Origin of the sequence: Phyllobacterium sp. 22552, from assembly GCF_052044585.1 — a bacterium.
In the GTDB taxonomy this organism is placed as follows: Bacteria; Pseudomonadota; Alphaproteobacteria; order Rhizobiales; family Rhizobiaceae; genus Phyllobacterium; species Phyllobacterium ifriqiyense.
This window is the reverse complement of the sequence record NZ_JBQENG010000006.1, coordinates 197314-214728: the sequence shown is the minus strand read 5'-3', so window position 1 is coordinate 214728 and position 17415 is coordinate 197314. Positions and strand designations below refer to the sequence as shown.

Here is a 17415-nt window from a genome sequence, read left to right as displayed (position 1 = left end):
TTTTCTTTGTCTTTATTTATTTGCGATTTTCAACGCTCACATAATCACGCTGCGTTGCGCCAGTATAAAGCTGGCGTGGACGGCCAATCTTCTGAAGTGGATCTTCGATCATCTCTTTCCACTGGGCAATCCAGCCAACAGTACGTGCAACAGCAAACAGCACTGTGAACATGGTGGTGGGGAAGCCGAGCGCCTTCAATGTGATCCCGGAATAGAAATCGACGTTTGGATAGAGCTTCTTTTCGATGAAATATTCATCAGTTAGCGCAATCCGTTCAAGCTCCATTGCAACGTCGAGCAAAGGATCATCCTTGATGCCCAGTTCTGCCAGAACCTCACGGGTGGTCTGCTGCATGATCTTGGCGCGCGGGTCATAGTTTTTATAGACGCGGTGGCCAAAGCCCATCAGGCGGAACGGGTCGTTCTTATCCTTGGCGCGGGCAATATATTCAGGAATACGATCAACAGTGCCAATTTCACCAAGCATGGTCAGCGCAGCCTCGTTGGCTCCGCCATGGGCTGGACCCCAAAGGCAGGCGATGCCCGCTGCAATACAAGCAAACGGATTTGCGCCCGACGAGCCTGCAAGGCGGACTGTCGATGTCGAGGCATTCTGCTCGTGGTCAGCATGCAAAATGAAGATGCGATCCATTGCACGGGCAAGCACGGGATTTGGAACGTAATCTTCGCAAGGCACTGCAAAACACATGTGCAGGAAGTTGGTTGCGAAATCGAGATTGTTCTTCGGGTAAACGAAGGGCTGACCGATATGATATTTATAGGCCATGGCGGCCAGCGTCGGAATTTTTGCAATCATGCGGATCGATGCGACCATGCGCTGATGCGGATCGGAAATATCTGTTGAGTCGTGGTAGAAAGCCGATAGGGCGCCTACGCAGCCGACCATGACTGCCATTGGATGCGCATCGCGGCGGAAGCCGCTGAAAAAGCGCGACATTTGCTCGTGCACCATCGTGTGGCGCGTTACGCGAAAATCAAAATCAGCCTTCTGGCTCTTTGTCGGCAGTTCGCCGTAAAGCAGCAAATAGCAAGCTTCCAGAAAATCGCCATGTTCGGCGAGTTGTTCAATTGGATAGCCGCGATGGAGCAGTACACCCTCGTCGCCATCAATATAGGTAATTTGCGACTCGCAAGACGCTGTCGAGGTGAAGCCCGGATCATACGTGAATGCGCCAGTGTTCTTGTATAGAGTCCCAATGTCTACGACATCCGGTCCGATGGTCCCCTTTTTTATGGGTAAAGCGAATGCGTGACCATTGAGATCGATGTTTACGCTGTTCTCAGACATTGCCGTTCCTTTCTTGCTTTGACTTGCGCTGAACCAGCGCAAAAGCACCTTCCTCAAATGAGGTTATTTCCGTGATTTTTGCAGGCAGTGCACCGTACCCGAAAGGCATAATGTTGCAATGCAAAATTCGATGAAAAGCGCCTCACTATTGCGCTTTTAACTGATCCTCTATCCGACCGAGTGATTCATCCCGGCCCAGCACAGCCAATACGTCAAAAACTCCCGGAGACGTTGCCTTTCCCGTCAGTGCGGCACGTAGTGGCTGAGCGATCTTTCCGAGTTTCAGGCCGGTTTTTTCAGCATGAACACGAACAGCTGCATCAAGAGCTTCGGCGTTCCAATCACTAACTGCAGCCAAATCGGGCAATACGCCTCGAAGGACGGTCAAACCTTCCTCATTGAGCAGGGTGGAGGCTTTTTCGTCAAGCGGGAGCGGTCGTTCAGCAAACAGATATTTGGCACTGTCGGCAAGTTCCACAAGTGTCTTGGCGCGCTCTTTCAAGCCGGGCATGGCGGCGAGAAGCTGTGCCCTGGTTGTATCATTCAAGCGGGAAATTATGTCAGCCCCACCTTCGATCTCCGGCAAAATGTCGATCATGGCCATTACCAGATCGGCATCGCTGGAAATTCGCATATAGTGACCGTTAATCGCCTCGAGTTTCTGGAAATCAAAGCGTGATGCGCCGCGATTAATGTCGGATATTTCGAACCATTCGATCATTTGCGCATCGGACATGATCTCGTCATCGCCGTGGCTCCAGCCTAACCGTACGAGATAGTTCCGCAGAGCTGCTGGCAAATATCCCATGGCACGATAGGCTTCAACGCCGAGCGCACCGTGGCGCTTGGAGAGTTTTGCACCGTCTGCGCCATGGATGAGCGGAATATGGCCCATGACAGGCACGGCCCAGTCCATTGCGTTATAAATAACAGTTTGCCGTGCCGCATTGGTCAAATGATCATCGCCACGGATAATGTGCGTGACGCCCATATCGTGATCGTCGACGACGACCGCATGCATATAGGTCGGGTTGCCATCCGAGCGAAGGATAATGAAATCATCAAGGTCTTTATTGGGAAAGCGCACATCGCCTTGCACCTGATCGCGCACCAAGGTTTCACCCTCTTGGGGTGCTTTGATACGAATGACGGGCTTCACGCCAGCAGGGGCTTCCTTCGGATCGCGGTCGCGCCAACGGCCATCATAGCGGGGCGGGCGGCCTTCGGCACGGGCCTTTTCACGCATTTCCTCCAGTTCGGCCTGTGATGCATAGCAATAATAGGCTTTGCCCTTGGTAACCAGTTCTTCAGCTACGTCGCGATGGCGCGGAGCACGATCAAATTGGGAGACAACCTCGCCATCCCAATCAAGACCAAGCCATTTCAATCCATCAAGTATGGCGGTTACAGCTGCTTCGGACGAACGCTCGCGATCAGTATCCTCAATGCGCAATAACATTTTCCCGCCAGTATGCTTGGCGTAAAGCCAGTTAAACAGGGCTGTACGGGCGCCGCCAATGTGCAGAAAGCCGGTGGGCGAGGGAGCGAAACGGGTAACGACAGAAGATGACATAGGGTCTCCAGGGCAGTTCGGTCTATTAGTCGAACGTCCAATCGAATTGATTTGGCGTTGATGTACCATAGCGGTGCTGTCGTGCAAGGGCATTGGCAGAAATGGGGATCAATGGCCGAACCGTCAACCGACGAGAAAACGAGCGAAAGGCTTTTCTGGTTTCAACCGGAAAGTCTTGGGCAGCCGCTTGTCAAAACGTCTGGCACCGGAACGATCGATCATTATGGCGTTGGCTCGAATGGCCGCGTCGCCGTATTCAAACGGTCAGTCGAAGGTAAGCTGCAAGCCATTGCCCATGGAATTCCGGCGGCAATCAACGACGAGATTGCGCGAGGCGCGAAATTCTTGTTTTTGCCGGTGTTCGCTGGAACTGGAGCTATCCTTTATTTCGGCGCAAGCGGAGAGCCAAGACTAAGCCCGATGATCCTGGGAATCACGCTGCTTGTCGGATTTTATCTGCTGGCACACAACAGACCTTCGATAAGGATGGTCTGTCTCGGCTTCATGGCAATCACGGCGGGCATGGTTTGCGCAAAGCTGGAAACCAACAGAGCAGCGACGCCTATGCTTGGGTCTGAAGTGACGACCCGGGTGACGGGGCGTATTTCAGCATTGGCAAAGGATGCAAACGGAGGATGGCGGGTGATCCTTGACGTCATAGGCACCGAACGTCCTTCATTGCGTTATGGACCGGAGCGTATTGCGGTTTCTGCACGTCATTTGCCGCGAGATTTGAGCATTGGCGATGGACTCAAAGCACTGGTCCATCTGCGTCCGCAATCGGGCCCGGTTCGGCCAGCCAATTACGATTTTGCCTTTAACAATTATTATCGCGGCATTGGAGCCAACGGCTTTTTGCTGGGCCTGCCTCAAAAAGCCGATGTCGTGCCAAAGGCCGGAATAGCAGCAGCGGCATTCCTGACAATTAGCAATATTCGCCAGCAACTCACCCATCGCATATTGAAAAGCATTAAAGGGGAGCCGGGCGATATTGCTACATCGCTGGTGACAGGGCAGCGCGACGGCATAAGCGAGGAGACCAACAATGCCATGCGCCGCAGCGGCTTGTCACATATTTTGTCCATATCCGGCTTCCATATGGCATTGGTGGCTGCAATCAGCATAGGTTCGCTGCGCGCTGTATTCGCATTCTTTCCAAGTGCATCGGCCCGCTATCCCGTCAAGAAACTCGCGGCTGTCATCGCCCTGTTTGGCTCGGCATTCTATCTTCTGCTTTCAGGCGCCGACGTTGCCGCACAACGCAGCTTTGTGATGCTGGCAGTCATGTTGCTTGCAATGACCGTTGATCGCGCGGCGATATCCATGCGTAATCTCGCAATTGCCGCCTCAATTACAATTGCGGTTTCACCTCATGAAATTCTCGGACCAAGTTTCCAGATGTCCTATTCAGCAACTGCTGCCCTTATAGCTTTCTATAGCTGGTGGTCACGCTACCATTTGAGACGAGGCCTACGGAAACAGACAAGTGCCAAGGCCGGCATATGGTTGTTTCCATCAAAAGCAACGGCCTATATTGGCGGCATTGCCATGACCTCGCTGGTTGCTGGCGGAGCAAGCTCGATCTTTGCTGCCTATCATTTCAATAATACCGCTCCTTTTGGCCTTGTCGGAAATGCCTTGGCGCTACCAATTGTCTCAATTCTCGTGATGCCCTTCGCAGTGCTTGGCCTGCTCGCCATGCCTTTTGACCTCGATTGGCTTCCGTTTAAAATCATGGGATGGGGCATCGAGATTGTTATCGCCATAGCAAAAGCCGTAGCGTCGCATTCACCAAGTGGAAATCTTGGGCTGATGTCCGAAACTTCGCTTATTCTTATGGCGATAGGGCTTTTGCTTCTTCTATTTCTTTCAACGTGGTTGCGCCTGCTTGCCTTGCCATTGGTAGCATTGGCAATTGGTTTGACGGGACGGGCATCCTATCCTGCGATTATGGTCTCAGAAGACGGAAAACTGGTCGCGTTAAGAACGGACGACGACCATCTGGCGATCAATAAACAAGCAGGCAGCGCCTTCAGCCTCGATAATTGGCAGTTGGGGTATAGGGCCGGGCAGATCATTAAGCCGGCAATGAAAGGCGAGGTTGCAAGCGGCGCTCAATTCGAATGTGCCGATAAGCTTTGCACTGCCCGGGAGCCAGGAGGATTAATCGTTGCCTATACCGATGATGCAACAAGAACAGCAGATGCATGCCTAGAAGGGGATATCATCATTTTGGCTTTTGCCGCGAAGGCTCCAAATTGTCCAAATGCTGGAAAATTGTTGCTTTCATCGCAAATGCTGGCGCTCAAAGGCGCTGCGGAGATCAGGTTTGATGCTCCACAATCTGACTCTGTCAAAGCCGATTCCACACCAGTTGGCACCGATTTGGCAAAACAAGAGCTTTCTCAACGCCTGAATTCGGTTGATATAAAGTATGCGATTGGCACGCCCAATCGCCCTTGGAATAATTACCGCATCTATTCCCGCGCCGCGCGCAATCTTGAAGAGCGGCAACTATCCAAGAAACCACCGGATACAAGCAATAAAATGTAGTTCGGCGTTTATGGTAGTCCCAAACATTTTTCGCTAGCTGCTATTCTGTGGCTGTTCGAATGGAGCCTACGAATAAAAGCACACCGTCCAGCGAAGTATAAACGCCATCAATATCTGCGTATCAGACCGACCAGCTTGCCCTGTACCTGAACGCGGTCCGGTCCAAAGATGCGGGTTTCATAGGCGGGGTTTGCTGCTTCGAGAGCAATGGATGCACCTTTTCGGCGAAAACGCTTCAAGGTTGCTTCTTCATCATCCACGAGTGCCACAACGATTTCACCGGGGCTCGCGGTATCTCCGCGCTTGATAACAACAGTGTCGCCGTCAAAAATACCCGCTTCGATCATGGAGTCACCTTTGACCTCAAGCGCATAATGCTCACCGCTGCCGATCATATCGGGCGGGAGATTGAGCATGTGAGTCTGGTTTTGAATTGCAGCGATCGGCACACCGGCAGCGATACGTCCCATAACAGGAATGCTGATCATGTTGGCAGCAACAATATCGGCAGTGCTTGCTTGCGGGCGAGGCGGCGCAACATTTCGTCCCAAACTGCCTTCAATAACGCTCGGAGAAAATTTGCGTTGCGCGTTCAGACCCGGCGCAATTGAGTCGGGCAGGCGAAGCACTTCCAGCGCCCGTGCCCTATTTGCTAGCCGACGAATAAATCCTCGCTCCTCCAGTGCGGTAATCAGGCGATGAATGCCGGATTTGGATGCGAGATCAAGTGCATCCTTCATTTCATCAAAAGAAGGGGGAATGCCCGTTTCCTTCAACCGTTCATGTATGAAGAGCAGAAGTTCATGTTGTTTGCGCGTCAGCATAGGGGCGATCCTTAAGTGTGGAATCGGAAAAACAAAACCAGAACAAACACTATATGTTCCAGTTGTGTTCCACAAGGATTAATATCTGGTATAAACCAGCCCTATATGCCCATTTACTCTGAAAATCAGATGGAATGACGCAAAATATAAGCCTATCCGCTTATCGGAGGACCGCTCGACTGGCGTACTGTGAGTTCCACGGGCCATAATTCATGAATATTGTCCACAGGTTCGCCATCAAGGACGCGCACGAGCATTTCAGCGATTCTCGTGGCGGCGGAGCGCATTGATGATCGCGTGGTGGTCATGGATGGAACCATGTTGCTGGCATTGAGATATGGAAAGACATCGTCATGGGTGATGAGCGATACTTGTTTGCCCAACTGATAACCCTTGTTGCGAACTGCACGTGACACGCCCAAAGCGGTCATCATGGATCCTGCAATGATTGCTGTCGGTCGCGGAGTGCATGAAAGCAGGCGCTGTGTTTCGCGAAAGCCGATTTCATCGGAGAAGTAGTCATGCACGATGAAGCGTGGGTCGATTTCGACGCCGCGTTCGCTTAGCGCTTGGCGATATCCGAGCTCGCGATGCTCAGAGAACGTAAACCCTCTTAACCCGTCAATCATGGCTATATGCCGATGTCCAAGGTCGAGGAGGTGGCTTGCCGCCTGATAGAATGCGCCCTGATTGTCGATATCCAGCCAGGCATGGGGCCTGTCTATGTTCGTACGGCCATGCAGAACAAAGGGAAAGTTTGCATCGATCAGCATGGATACGCGCTCATCGACCAAAACAGGTCCGGAGACGATGATCGCATCAACCCGTTTGCTCGAAATCAGGCGCTTATAGACCGAAATCTCGTCATTATCGACAATGGGACTGAGCAGAAAATCAATCTCGTCCCGGGAAAGGCGCTCCGCCAAGCCGGCAAGAAATTCCGCGGTATGAGGCCCAAATCGCTGGCTGGAATCTGCGGGGATAACCAGACCGATAGCACCGACACGGCCCATGGCTAGACGTCGGGCATTTGCATTTGCGCTATAGCCAAATTTCAATGCCGCTTTATTGACGCGCTCGCGCGTAGCCTCATTCACTTCCGGATAACCGTTCAGCGCGCGGCTAACGGTCGTCTGGGAGAGGTTGAGCTTTTCAGCGAGTTCTTTCAGCTTCATGCCGGACGGTCCAAAACTGTATTCCTATCTGCGTCGTTCGATGTCTTTGCCTTCGTAATATAATCATACTTCAAAGCGCTTTAAATGATCTGCACAATTTTATTTGCCTGATTAATGGCGTTCATAAACTATTTATTGACATTCGTTTTGCGTTTTGACACCTTTTATCCAAAGCGCTTTGGATAGGTTAATTTCACTGTCTGATGTGCTTGAGGAGGATCGTCAATTGGGGATTGAATGCCGTCCGGCATGGGTTGATCCATCAAATATTTCTGGGAGGATTTATGAAAAAGAGTTCAGTTTTTGCGGGCATCCTGCTTACAGCGCTGTTGTCTTCAGGTGCCTATGCAGCCAATCTTTCTATTGTTTACAGCTCGACCGGCAATGAAAATGCCGAGTTGCGCAAGCAGCTTGACCGCTTTGAAAAAGAAACGGGCAACAAGGTTTCCATTGTGGCGATGCCATCAAGCAGTTCTGACAATTTCGGTCAGTATCGCCTTTGGCTTGCAGCCGGAAACTCGGATATCGATGTCTATAAGACCGATGTGGTTTGGGCGCCTCAGCTATCAGAGCAATTTCTCGATCTGACCGAAGCGGCAAAAGGCGTGGTCGACCAGCATTTCCCGTCGATCATTGAAAGCCAGACAGTGGACGGCAAATTGGTTGCCCTGCCATTATACACAGATGCGCCAGCACTTTATTATCGCAAGGATCTGCTCGAAAAGTACAAGAAGCCGGTTCCCAAGACCTGGGATGAAATGGCTGCGACCGCCAAGGAAGTGCAGGATGGCGAGCGCCAAGCCGGAAACAAGGGAATGTTCGGATTTGTGTTTCAGGGAAATGCCTATGAGGGTTTAACCTGTAATGCATTGGAATGGATAAAATCATCCGGCGGCGGCCAGATTGTTGAGGCTGACGGTACGATCTCGGTCAATAATCCGGAGGCGGTTGCTGCGATTGATCGTGCCAAAGGCTGGATAGACACCATATCGCCAAAGGGTGCGCTGGCCTATAAGGAAGAAGAGTCCCGCGGGGTCTGGCAGACAGGCAATTCCGTCTTCATGAGGAATTGGCCTTACGCTTATTCATTGAGCCAAGGCGCTGACAGCGCCGTCAAAGGTAAGTTCGATGTTGCGCCGCTGCCCGTGGGAAAAGAGGGCGAGAAATCTGCCGCAACGCTGGGCGGTTGGAATGTGGCTGTTTCAAAATATTCCAAATCACCGGATGAGGCCATAAAGCTTGCTTTGTTCCTGGCAGATGAAAAGCAGCAAAAGGAAATGGCAATCAATATTTCTCATTTGCCGACCATCAAATCGCTCTACGATGACAAGGATATCGCTGCGGCGCAGCCTTTGATCCCATTGTGGAAGCCGGTTTTTGAAACGGCTGTTCCACGACCGTCTGCTCCGACAAAGGTCAAGTATAACGAAGTCTCCTCAATGTTCTGGAGTGCTGTTCACGACACATTGTCCGGAAATGGCACGGCCGCTGAAAACATTGAAGTACTTGAAGCCAAGATCGCCGAGCTTCAGGGAGGTAGCTGGTAGTTTTCTGCCAGCATAAGGGCACGGTGCGAGCGGTTGGAAGCCTCCTGACAATCCGCTCGCACCGACTGCCTGAGTTCACATCCCGATGTTTTTCCTGGGCAGGAATTCAAATATGACCTCAACAGCATTGCGATCAGATCTGTTACGCCAGCGATCCCGCTCGGCTCAGCTTTTCCTCATACCGATGATCATTGCTTTGGCAATCGTGGCTGGCTGGCCATTGATCCGAACCATCTATTTTTCCTTCACTGATGCTTCGCTCACAAATATGGGGGAAGCTAAATGGGTGGGATTCAAGAACTATCTTTCATGGGTCCAGCTGAAAAGCGGGCGCACGCTTTATTCCGGCCTGCTCGTCGATCCAGCATGGTGGAATGCAGTCTGGAACACAGTACGCTTTGCTGTCATTTCAGTGGCGCTTGAAGCCTTTTTCGGAATGATTATCGCCCTCGTGCTGAACGCCGAATTCAAGGGCAGGGGCATTGTCCGCGCAGCAATTCTTATCCCTTGGGCGATACCGACAATCGTCTCTGCCCGCATGTGGGGCTGGATGCTGAACGATCAGTTCGGCATTCTCAATGACCTTTTCATGCGCCTTGGCTTTATCGACAATCCAATCGCATGGACCGCAAGTTCCGATACGGCAATGATCGCCGTGTTGATCGTGGATGTATGGAAGACCACCCCTTTTATGGCACTTCTGATCCTTGCAGGTCTGCAAATGGTTCCGAACGATGTTTACGAGGCTGCCAAGATTGACGGCATCCATCCTGTAAAGCAGTTCTTCCGTATAACGCTTCCTCTCGTCAAACCGGCGCTGATGGTCGCAATCATCTTCCGGCTGCTTGATGCCATGCGTATTTTTGACCTGATTTATGTCCTGACGCCAAACAGTGCTCAGACGAAAACCATGTCGGTGCTGGCCCGCGAAAATCTCATTGAATTCGACAAGTTTGCCTATGGCTCGGCGCAATCGACGCTGCTTTTCGTCGTTATTGCTCTCATGACCATTGTCGCAATCTGGGTCGGCCGAGTTCGGCTGGATGGGGGAGATCGCTGATGCCCGTAGCTATCAAGAATACAGCATTTTATGCGCTTGTGGTGCTCATTGTCCTGTTTGCGGTGTTCCCATTTTACTACGCGATCATCACGAGCTTCAAAACGGGCAGTGCGCTTTTCACGATTGAATATTGGCCGACGTCATTTTCCCTGGCCAATTATGTCAGTGTTATCGAAGCGGGCAGCTTTCCCCGCAATCTTCTGAATTCGCTTATTGTCTCCGGCCTCGTTGTAGCCTTGTCGCTGCTTATGGCGGTTACGGCAGCCTTCGCTTTGGCGCGTGTGCGGTTTCGTGGCCGCTCGCTTCTATTGCTGACAATTCTTTCGGTTTCCATGTTTCCGCAGATTGCAGTGCTGGCGGGGCTGTTTGAGGTTATCCGTCTCCTCGGGCTTTATAATACATTGTGGGGTCTGATCTTCTCGTACACGATCTTCACATTGCCTTTTACCGTGTGGGTGCTCACCACATTCATGCGCGATCTGCCAATTGAAATCGAGGAGGCGGCTATTGTTGATGGTGCCACGCCTTGGGTGATCATCACCAAAGTATTCCTGCCGCTCATGTGGCCAGCGCTGGTAACAACAGGCCTTCTGGCATTCATCGCTGCATGGAATGAGTTTCTGTTTGCCTTGACGTTTACATCGTCCACGGAAACGCGAACGGTTCCCGTCATCATTGCACTTCTATCCGGCGCCAGCGCTCACGAGGTACCGTGGGGTCTGATCATGGCTGCGTCCGTCATCGTGACGGTACCGCTGGTGGTTCTAGTGCTTATTTTCCAACGCAAGATCATTTCCGGTCTCACCGCCGGCGGCGTCAAAGGCTAGAGCCTTGCGCTCAGGGGAGTTTCAAAAATGACAGTTATTCGTTTGAACAATGTACGCAAATCCTTCGGTACCTTTGATGTGATCAAGGGCGTGGATCTCGAAATCAATCCTTGCGAGTTCATGGTTTTCGTGGGGCCGTCCGGCTGCGGAAAATCGACGCTCCTTCGCTTGATCGCAGGGCTTGAAGACATCACCTCCGGCACGCTGGCTTTCGACGAGAAGGTTGTAAACAGCCTCACTCCATCGCAGCGTGGCATCGCCATGGTGTTCCAATCCTATGCGCTTTATCCGCATATGACTGTTTACGACAACATGGCTTTCGGGCTGAAGCTGGCAAAGGGTGGAGCGGACGAAATCAAGCGCCGGGTGAACGAGGCGGCGGAAATGCTGCAAATCACCGATTACCTCGACAGATTGCCCAAACAACTCTCAGGAGGGCAAAGGCAGCGCGTCGCCATTGGCCGGGCGATCGTGCGAGATCCGAAAGTATTTCTCTTCGATGAGCCGCTTTCGAACCTCGATGCCGCATTGCGGGTGCAAACGCGTCTTGAAATCGCCAAGCTCCACGCGAAAATGCATGAGACGACGATGATCTACGTCACGCATGATCAGGTGGAAGCCATGACGTTGGCTGATCGCATCTGTGTATTGCGTGATGGCAATGTGGAGCAGGTCGGTACGCCGATGGAGCTATATGAGAAACCGCAATCGACTTTCGTTGCTGGATTTATAGGATCTCCAAAGATGAACTTCCTGACGGAAAAATTCGCCGATGCCTATAAGGCACACACGCTTGGGATACGTCCGGAGCATCTTGAAGTTCGGGAAAAGGCTGGCACTTGGGCTGGAAAGCTCATCCATTCTGAAAATCTCGGTTCTGAAAGCTATCTTTATATCGATATCGGCGCAAAGGAACCGCTTGTCGTTCGTCAGGACGGGAAGCCAAGCCGGCAGCCGGGGGATCTTCTCCATGTTTCGCCCATCAACGACAATGTTCACCGCTTCGACCAATCGGGCTACCCGGCCCGGGCATGAAGCAAAAGCAGCACACAGCATAAAGTAAGGAAATCATCATGCCGATTCGTACGCTCGTCTGGGGTGAAAACGTTCACGAGCATATCAACAAGACCGTTGCCGACATATATCCGGAAGGTATGCACAATCAGATAGCCAAATTGATTGGCAAGGATGCCAATATCAGTGTGAAGACCACGACGTTGCAGGAACCCGAACATGGCTTGACCGACAAGGCACTTGAAGAGACGGACGTTCTGGTCTGGTGGGGCCATCGCGCTCACGGCGATGTTGCCGATGAAATCGTAGAGCGTGTTGCAAAGCGTGTTTGGGAGGGAATGGGCCTTATTGTTCTTCACTCCGGGCACTTTTCCAAGATTTTCAAGCGTCTGATGGGATCACCTTGCGCCCTGAACTGGCGTGAGGCAGGGGAACGCGAGCGTCTTTGGGTGGTCAATCCAGGACATCCGATCGCCAAGGGATTGCCAGCTTATTTTGAGCTCGAGAATGAGGAAATGTATGGCGAACCGTTTTCGGTTCCAGAACCTCTGGAAACAGTTTTCGTGTCATGGTTTCAGGGTGGCGAAGTTTTCCGCTCGGGACTGACCTATCGCAAGGGCGCGGGTAACGTTTTCTACTTCCGTCCTGGTCATGAAACCTATCCTACCTATCATGATGAGACAGTGGGCCTGGTCTTAAGAAATGCCGTCAATTGGGCATATAATTCCAATCGGTTCCCGCACATTACGGATGCTCCGAATGTGCCTGTAGAGAAGGCTCTGGAGCCTATCAAGGCTCGGGGTGGAAGTTTGCACAAGGCTGGCGAAGAAGGCTTCCGCTAGACCTTCAAGTACGATTAGAGATGATGAATATCGATCGCGGCGCTTGCACTCGGGAGTGCAGCGCGCGTTTAAAGGACCGCAAGCATGCGTTTATTGATCCTAGGAACCGGCAGCATGGCCAATGCCCATGCAAAGAATTTCTCTGAAATTGAGGGGGTGACACTTGCGGGTGCTGTCGATGTGAACATCAATAGTGTCGAAGCGTTCCGCGAAAAATACAATATTGAGCGGGCCTTCACATCGCTCGATGACGCGCTTGCATGGGGTGATTTTGATTCGGTTGCCAATATCACGCCCGACAACATTCATTATGCAACCACTATGCAATGCCTAAGGGCTGGCAAGCATGTTTTCTGCGAAAAGCCTCTGGCCGTGAACCATCAGGACGCGATGGAGATGGCTCAGACGGCGGAAGCGGCGCATCTGGTCGGTATGGTCAATTTGACCTATCGCAATGTCGCGCAGTTGCAGGCTGCTCGCAAACTTGTGACCAGCGGTCAGATCGGGCAGGTCAAGCATGTCGAAGCTTCATATCTGCAAAGCTGGCTTGTTGCGAAAATGTGGGGCGAATGGCGCACTGAAAGTCGTTGGCTTTGGCGGCTTTCGAAAAAGCACGGCTCAAACGGAACTCTGGGTGATGTTGGCGTCCATATTCTGGACTTTGTGGTTTATGCCACTGACACAGAAATTGACGAAATATTTTGCCGGTTGAAAGCCTTCGACAAGGCTGACGGCAACAGGATCGGCGAATATGATCTTGATGCGAATGACAGCTTTACCATGACAGTCAGCTTCACAAACGGCGCGCTGGGCGTTGTGCATTCAAGCCGTTGGGCAACGGGCCATGTCAATGAATTGAGGTTGCGGGTCTATGGCGACAAGGGATCGCTGGAAATCCAGCATCGGCATGATGGCTCAAAATTGATGGTTTGCCTTGGCGACGATGTCGAAGCTGCAACGTGGAAAGAACTTGATGTCGAGCCGGTCTCAACAAATTATCAGCGTTTCGTTGAAGCGGTTGGACAGGGCAGAACACTAGAGCCGTCATTCCGCCACGCCGCAAAATTGCAAAAAGCAATAGACCTTGCCACGATCACGGAGATGGATCGCAAGGAACACCAGCTGGAAACAAATTCAGCGTAGCAACATCACCTTGCACATGGTTCCCGCCCTGAGGGCGGGGGCATGTGGTTCGCGGATGATAAGGCATTCGGCATCGCTCAAAAACTTCAGCATTGACGAATCCTGCAAGGGAAAAGGCGTGGCTGTGAGCGTGCCGTCGGCATTTCGTGCAAGCGTGGCGCGCACATAGTCCTGACGTTGATCATTCGTGTCCATGTCACGACCCAAAACTGCTGCACGCAGGTTGGGGTGGTGCTCCAGCCCAAGCATCGCGCGGATCAGCGGTACCAGGAAGATGTGACCGCATATCAAGCTGGATACGGGATTACCCGGCAGGCCCAGAATATTCATGTCGTTCAATCGCCCGAACATGAGTGGCTTGCCGGGGCGTAAAGCAATCTTCCAGAAATCGAGTTTCATGCCCTTGGCAGCTAAAGCAGGCTGAACCAGATCATGATCACCAACGGATGCGCCGCCGAGCGTTACCAGAATATCCGCTTGAACTACCACGGAGCGGTCTACAGCCTCGCTCAAAGCTTCCAGTCGGTCTTCTGCTATGCCAAGATCAATAGGCAAACCACCTGCCTGGCGTATGATTTCGGCCAGACCAAAAGTGTTTGAGGCAATGATCTGGTCGGGCCGGAAGATTTCGCCGGGATTCACCAATTCATCGCCGGTTGCAAGAATTGCAACTTTTGGTTGCCGATATACCCGCACTGCGGGATAATTTGCTGCGGCAGCCAGTGCAAGGGCCGAAGGATCGAGCGTCCGGCCCTTTTTCAACAGCAGATCACCTTCCTGAAAATCCAGTCCCGCCTTGCGAATATTTTTGCCGAGGGTAATCGTCTCTTTGATTTCGACTTGGGAGCCGTGGGCAATGGTATTTTCCTGAATTACCACGCTATCAGCACCAGCAGGAACGGGCGCGCCGGTGAAAATTCGAACAGCCTCTCCAACGCCCAACAAACCTTGAAAGGCATGACCCGCTGCAGATTGGCCAATCAGTTTCAAGTTGACGGGGACGTTTGCGATATCGGCAGCGCGAACAGCATAGCCATCCATCGCCGATGCGGCGAAGGGCGGTTGTTGCCGTTTTGCATAAAGGTCTTCAGCCAGAACACGCGCCCCGGCTTCGCTCAACGGAACTGTTTCCGCATCTGTTCTGACAGCGGCACCGACGATGCGCGACAGGGCTTCATCAACGGGGAGGAGTCCAGCCATTTAACGCTCGCTGGCAGTAATATTGGCAGACCAATCGCCGGATTTTCCGCCGGTTTTCTGCAAGAGCCGAATGTTTTGAATATTCATGCCTTTGTCCACGGCTTTTGCCATGTCATAAATCGTCAGACAGGCCACGGAAACAGCTGTCAGAGCCTCCATCTCAACACCCGTCTTGCCCGTCAATTTAACGGTCGCAGTGACGTGCAGGCCGGGCAATGTCTCATCGGCTTCAATATCGATCGATATTTTGCTCAACAGGAGTGGATGGCATAGCGGGATGAGTTCGTGCGTCTTCTTGGCGGCCATGATGCCAGCGATGCGTGCGGTGCCGATAACATCGCCTTTGGCGGCATTACCGGTCTGGATAAGCTTCAGCGTCTCTGGGAGCATGGAAACAAACCCCTCAGCTGTTGCCAGGCGCACTGTTTCAGTCTTGTCGCCAACATCCACCATATTGGCAGCGCCTGTCGCATCGAGATGGGACAGTTTGGAGGGCGTCATGCGGCATCCGTTTGCGATGTATTGCCGAATAGAAGTGATTTGGTTGCAGCTGTTACGTCGACTTGACGCATCAGGCTTTCGCCAACGAGGAATGAGCCGATATTGGATTGTGCCAACCGCCGACAATCGTCATGAGTGAACACGCCACTTTCGCTGACAAGGAATTTAGAGTCCGGCACCATGGCAGCCAGTCTTTCTGATACAGCCAGATCAACTTCAAAGGTGCGCAGATTGCGATTATTGATACCCAGAAGCGGCGAGGATAGTTTCAGCGCGCGCTCCATCTCTGCTTCGTCATGAACCTCGACAAGTACGTCCATACCGAGCGAGAACGCAGTTTCTTCAAGCGCAATCGCCAGATCGTCAGTCACGCTGGCCATAATGATCAAAATGCAATCTGCACCCCAGCTCCGCGCTTCATAGACCTGGTAGGTATCGAAGAGAAAATCTTTACGCAGGGCAGGGAGCTTCACCGCAGCACGTGCTGTCTTCAAGAATTCCGGCGCACCTTGAAATGATGGGCCATCGGTCAAAACCGAAAGACATGCTGCACCGCCGAGTTCATAGGCTTTTGCCAAAGCAGGCGGATCAAAGTCTGCCCGGATCAATCCCTTGGATGGGCTAGCCTTTTTAATTTCGGCAATCAGGGCAAATTCGCCCTTGGCGCGTTTCGACTTCAGAGCATCGAGAAAGCCACGGCAGCTATCTTGATCGGCGATATAGGCTTTGAGATCTTCCAGCGACGCGGTGGCCTTTGCGGCTGCGATTTCCTCGCGCTTATAGGCTTCAATCTTGCGAAGAATATCAACCATGGTCAGGCTATCCTGCTGTTTGACACTTGGACGAGATCCTTTAGCACATTTCGCGCAGCACCGCTGTCTATTGAATGTGCAGCCATCTCAATACCAGCCTTCAGATCGTTTACAGCTCCGGCTATTACAAGTCCTGCACCGGCGTTGAACAGTGTGATATCGCGATAGGCGCCATGTGCCCCATCCAGCACGGAAAGCAAGGAAACAGCATTCTCATCGGCTGTTCCGCCTTTCAGGTCCTGGGGGTCGACCCGCCTTAGACCAAACGTTTCCGGTTCAATTTCGAAGGTGCGGATTGTACCGTTTTCGAGAGCGGCAACCTTGGTCACCCCTGCGGTGGTGATTTCATCCAGACCGTCGCCATGCACCACCCAAACCGACTGGGAGCCGAGATTTTTTAGCACATGCGCAATCGGCTCGACCCATTCGGGTGCGTAGACGCCAACCAATTGACGTTTTACGCCTGCCGGATTTGTCAACGGGCCCAAAAGGTTGAAAATAGTACGTGTTCCAAGCTCAACGCGCGCAGGGCCAACATGCTTCATCGCCGGATGATGCATGGGCGCAAACATGAAGCCAATCCCCGCCTGCTCAATGCAGGTTGCTATGAGTTCTGGACCAATTTCGATGTTGATACCAAGCGCCGCTAGAGTATCGGCGGCCCCTGATCGGGATGATAACGCCCGGTTGCCATGTTTTGCGACCGGCACCCCGGCTCCTGCAGCGACGAAGGCAGCACATGTCGAAACGTTGTAGGACCCTGACTGATCACCGCCGGTGCCAACAATATCAATCGCGTCGACGGAAGTGGCAACCTTGAGCATCTTCGAGCGCATGGCAGCAACGGCGCCTGTGATCTCATCAATGTTTTCACCGCGAACACGCAAAGCCATCAGCAGCGCGCCAATCTGGGCCGGGGTAGCCTGTCCCGACATCATGATGTCGAAAGCTTCAACCGCCTCGTCCTGGGAAAGTGCGTTGCCGGAAGCGGCAATACCAATGAAACGCTTTAGCTCAGCCATTATTCACACATTC

Annotated in this window: 15 protein-coding genes; 7 read left to right on the top strand and 8 right to left on the bottom strand. The window is 52.4% G+C overall.

Annotated features, from left to right (window positions below):
- Positions 1–16: 16 nt before the first annotated feature.
- A complete protein-coding gene (gene gltA / locus ACTJI9_RS15705) occupies positions 17–1309 on the bottom strand; it encodes a citrate synthase (protein WP_115053020.1) in 1293 nt (430 codons plus the stop codon).
- 145 nt (positions 1310–1454) lie between these two features.
- Complete coding sequence (gene gltX, locus ACTJI9_RS15700) at positions 1455–2882, bottom strand: glutamate--tRNA ligase (protein ID WP_440809198.1); 1428 nt, start codon at positions 2880–2882, stop codon at positions 1455–1457.
- A gap of 111 nt (positions 2883–2993) precedes the next feature.
- On the opposite strand from gltX, the gene ACTJI9_RS15695 reads away from it, so the two are divergent.
- On the top strand, positions 2994–5435 hold the full coding sequence (locus ACTJI9_RS15695) for a ComEC/Rec2 family competence protein (protein ID WP_440809195.1): 2442 nt from the start codon (positions 2994–2996) through the stop codon (positions 5433–5435).
- 107 nt (positions 5436–5542) lie between these two features.
- On the opposite strand, the gene lexA is transcribed toward ACTJI9_RS15695, so the two are convergent.
- Together lexA and ACTJI9_RS15685 are read right to left on the bottom strand one after the other, a co-directional pair.
- Positions 5543–6259: a transcriptional repressor LexA gene (gene lexA / locus ACTJI9_RS15690; RefSeq protein WP_115053023.1), complete on the bottom strand. Its 717-nt coding sequence runs from the start codon at positions 6257–6259 to the stop codon at positions 5543–5545.
- A gap of 152 nt (positions 6260–6411) precedes the next feature.
- Positions 6412–7434, bottom strand: coding sequence for a substrate-binding domain-containing protein (locus ACTJI9_RS15685; protein WP_440809192.1), 1023 nt, complete (start codon positions 7432–7434; stop codon positions 6412–6414).
- Positions 7435–7718: 284 nt separating this feature from the next.
- Between ACTJI9_RS15685 and ACTJI9_RS15680 the strand changes: the two genes are divergently transcribed.
- From ACTJI9_RS15680 to ACTJI9_RS15655, 6 genes are all read left to right on the top strand, one after another.
- The gene (locus ACTJI9_RS15680) at positions 7719–8981 is read left to right on the top strand and encodes an ABC transporter substrate-binding protein (protein ID WP_440809189.1); all 1263 of its coding nucleotides are present in this window, start codon (positions 7719–7721) and stop codon (positions 8979–8981) included.
- A gap of 112 nt (positions 8982–9093) precedes the next feature.
- Positions 9094–10041: a carbohydrate ABC transporter permease gene (locus ACTJI9_RS15675; protein WP_440809187.1), complete on the top strand. Its 948-nt coding sequence runs from the start codon at positions 9094–9096 to the stop codon at positions 10039–10041.
- A complete protein-coding gene (locus ACTJI9_RS15670; protein ID WP_115053027.1) occupies positions 10041–10868 on the top strand; it encodes an ABC transporter permease subunit in 828 nt (275 codons plus the stop codon). Before ACTJI9_RS15675 ends, ACTJI9_RS15670 begins: the two co-directional genes overlap by 1 nt.
- A gap of 27 nt (positions 10869–10895) precedes the next feature.
- Positions 10896–11903: an ABC transporter ATP-binding protein gene (locus tag ACTJI9_RS15665; protein ID WP_336440071.1), complete on the top strand. Its 1008-nt coding sequence runs from the start codon at positions 10896–10898 to the stop codon at positions 11901–11903.
- 38 nt (positions 11904–11941) lie between these two features.
- Positions 11942–12724 carry a ThuA domain-containing protein gene (locus ACTJI9_RS15660; RefSeq protein ID WP_440809183.1) on the top strand — a complete coding sequence of 261 codons (783 nt, stop codon included), beginning with the start codon at positions 11942–11944 and terminating at the stop codon, positions 12722–12724.
- An 84-nt stretch (positions 12725–12808) separates the two neighbouring features.
- Positions 12809–13867: a Gfo/Idh/MocA family protein gene (locus ACTJI9_RS15655; RefSeq protein ID WP_336440073.1), complete on the top strand. Its 1059-nt coding sequence runs from the start codon at positions 12809–12811 to the stop codon at positions 13865–13867.
- Here the strand turns inward: ACTJI9_RS15655 and ACTJI9_RS15650 are convergent.
- Genes ACTJI9_RS15650 through trpD form a run of 4 tightly spaced genes read right to left on the bottom strand, consistent with a single transcriptional unit; the run spans position 13859 to position 17402 of the window.
- Positions 13859–15067, bottom strand: a complete 1209-nt coding sequence (locus ACTJI9_RS15650) for a molybdopterin molybdotransferase MoeA (RefSeq protein ID WP_440809179.1) — start codon at positions 15065–15067, stop codon at positions 13859–13861. The genes ACTJI9_RS15655 and ACTJI9_RS15650 overlap by 9 nt on opposite strands.
- A complete protein-coding gene (moaC, locus tag ACTJI9_RS15645) occupies positions 15068–15568 on the bottom strand; it encodes a cyclic pyranopterin monophosphate synthase MoaC (protein ID WP_354343745.1) in 501 nt (166 codons plus the stop codon). It lies immediately after the preceding gene.
- On the bottom strand, positions 15565–16380 hold the full coding sequence (gene trpC / locus ACTJI9_RS15640; RefSeq protein ID WP_115053033.1) for an indole-3-glycerol phosphate synthase TrpC: 816 nt from the start codon (positions 16378–16380) through the stop codon (positions 15565–15567). Before trpC ends, moaC begins: the two co-directional genes overlap by 4 nt.
- Positions 16381–16382: 2 nt before the next feature.
- Positions 16383–17402, bottom strand: coding sequence for an anthranilate phosphoribosyltransferase (trpD, locus tag ACTJI9_RS15635; RefSeq protein WP_440809174.1), 1020 nt, complete (start codon positions 17400–17402; stop codon positions 16383–16385).
- Positions 17403–17415 lie beyond the last annotated feature (13 nt).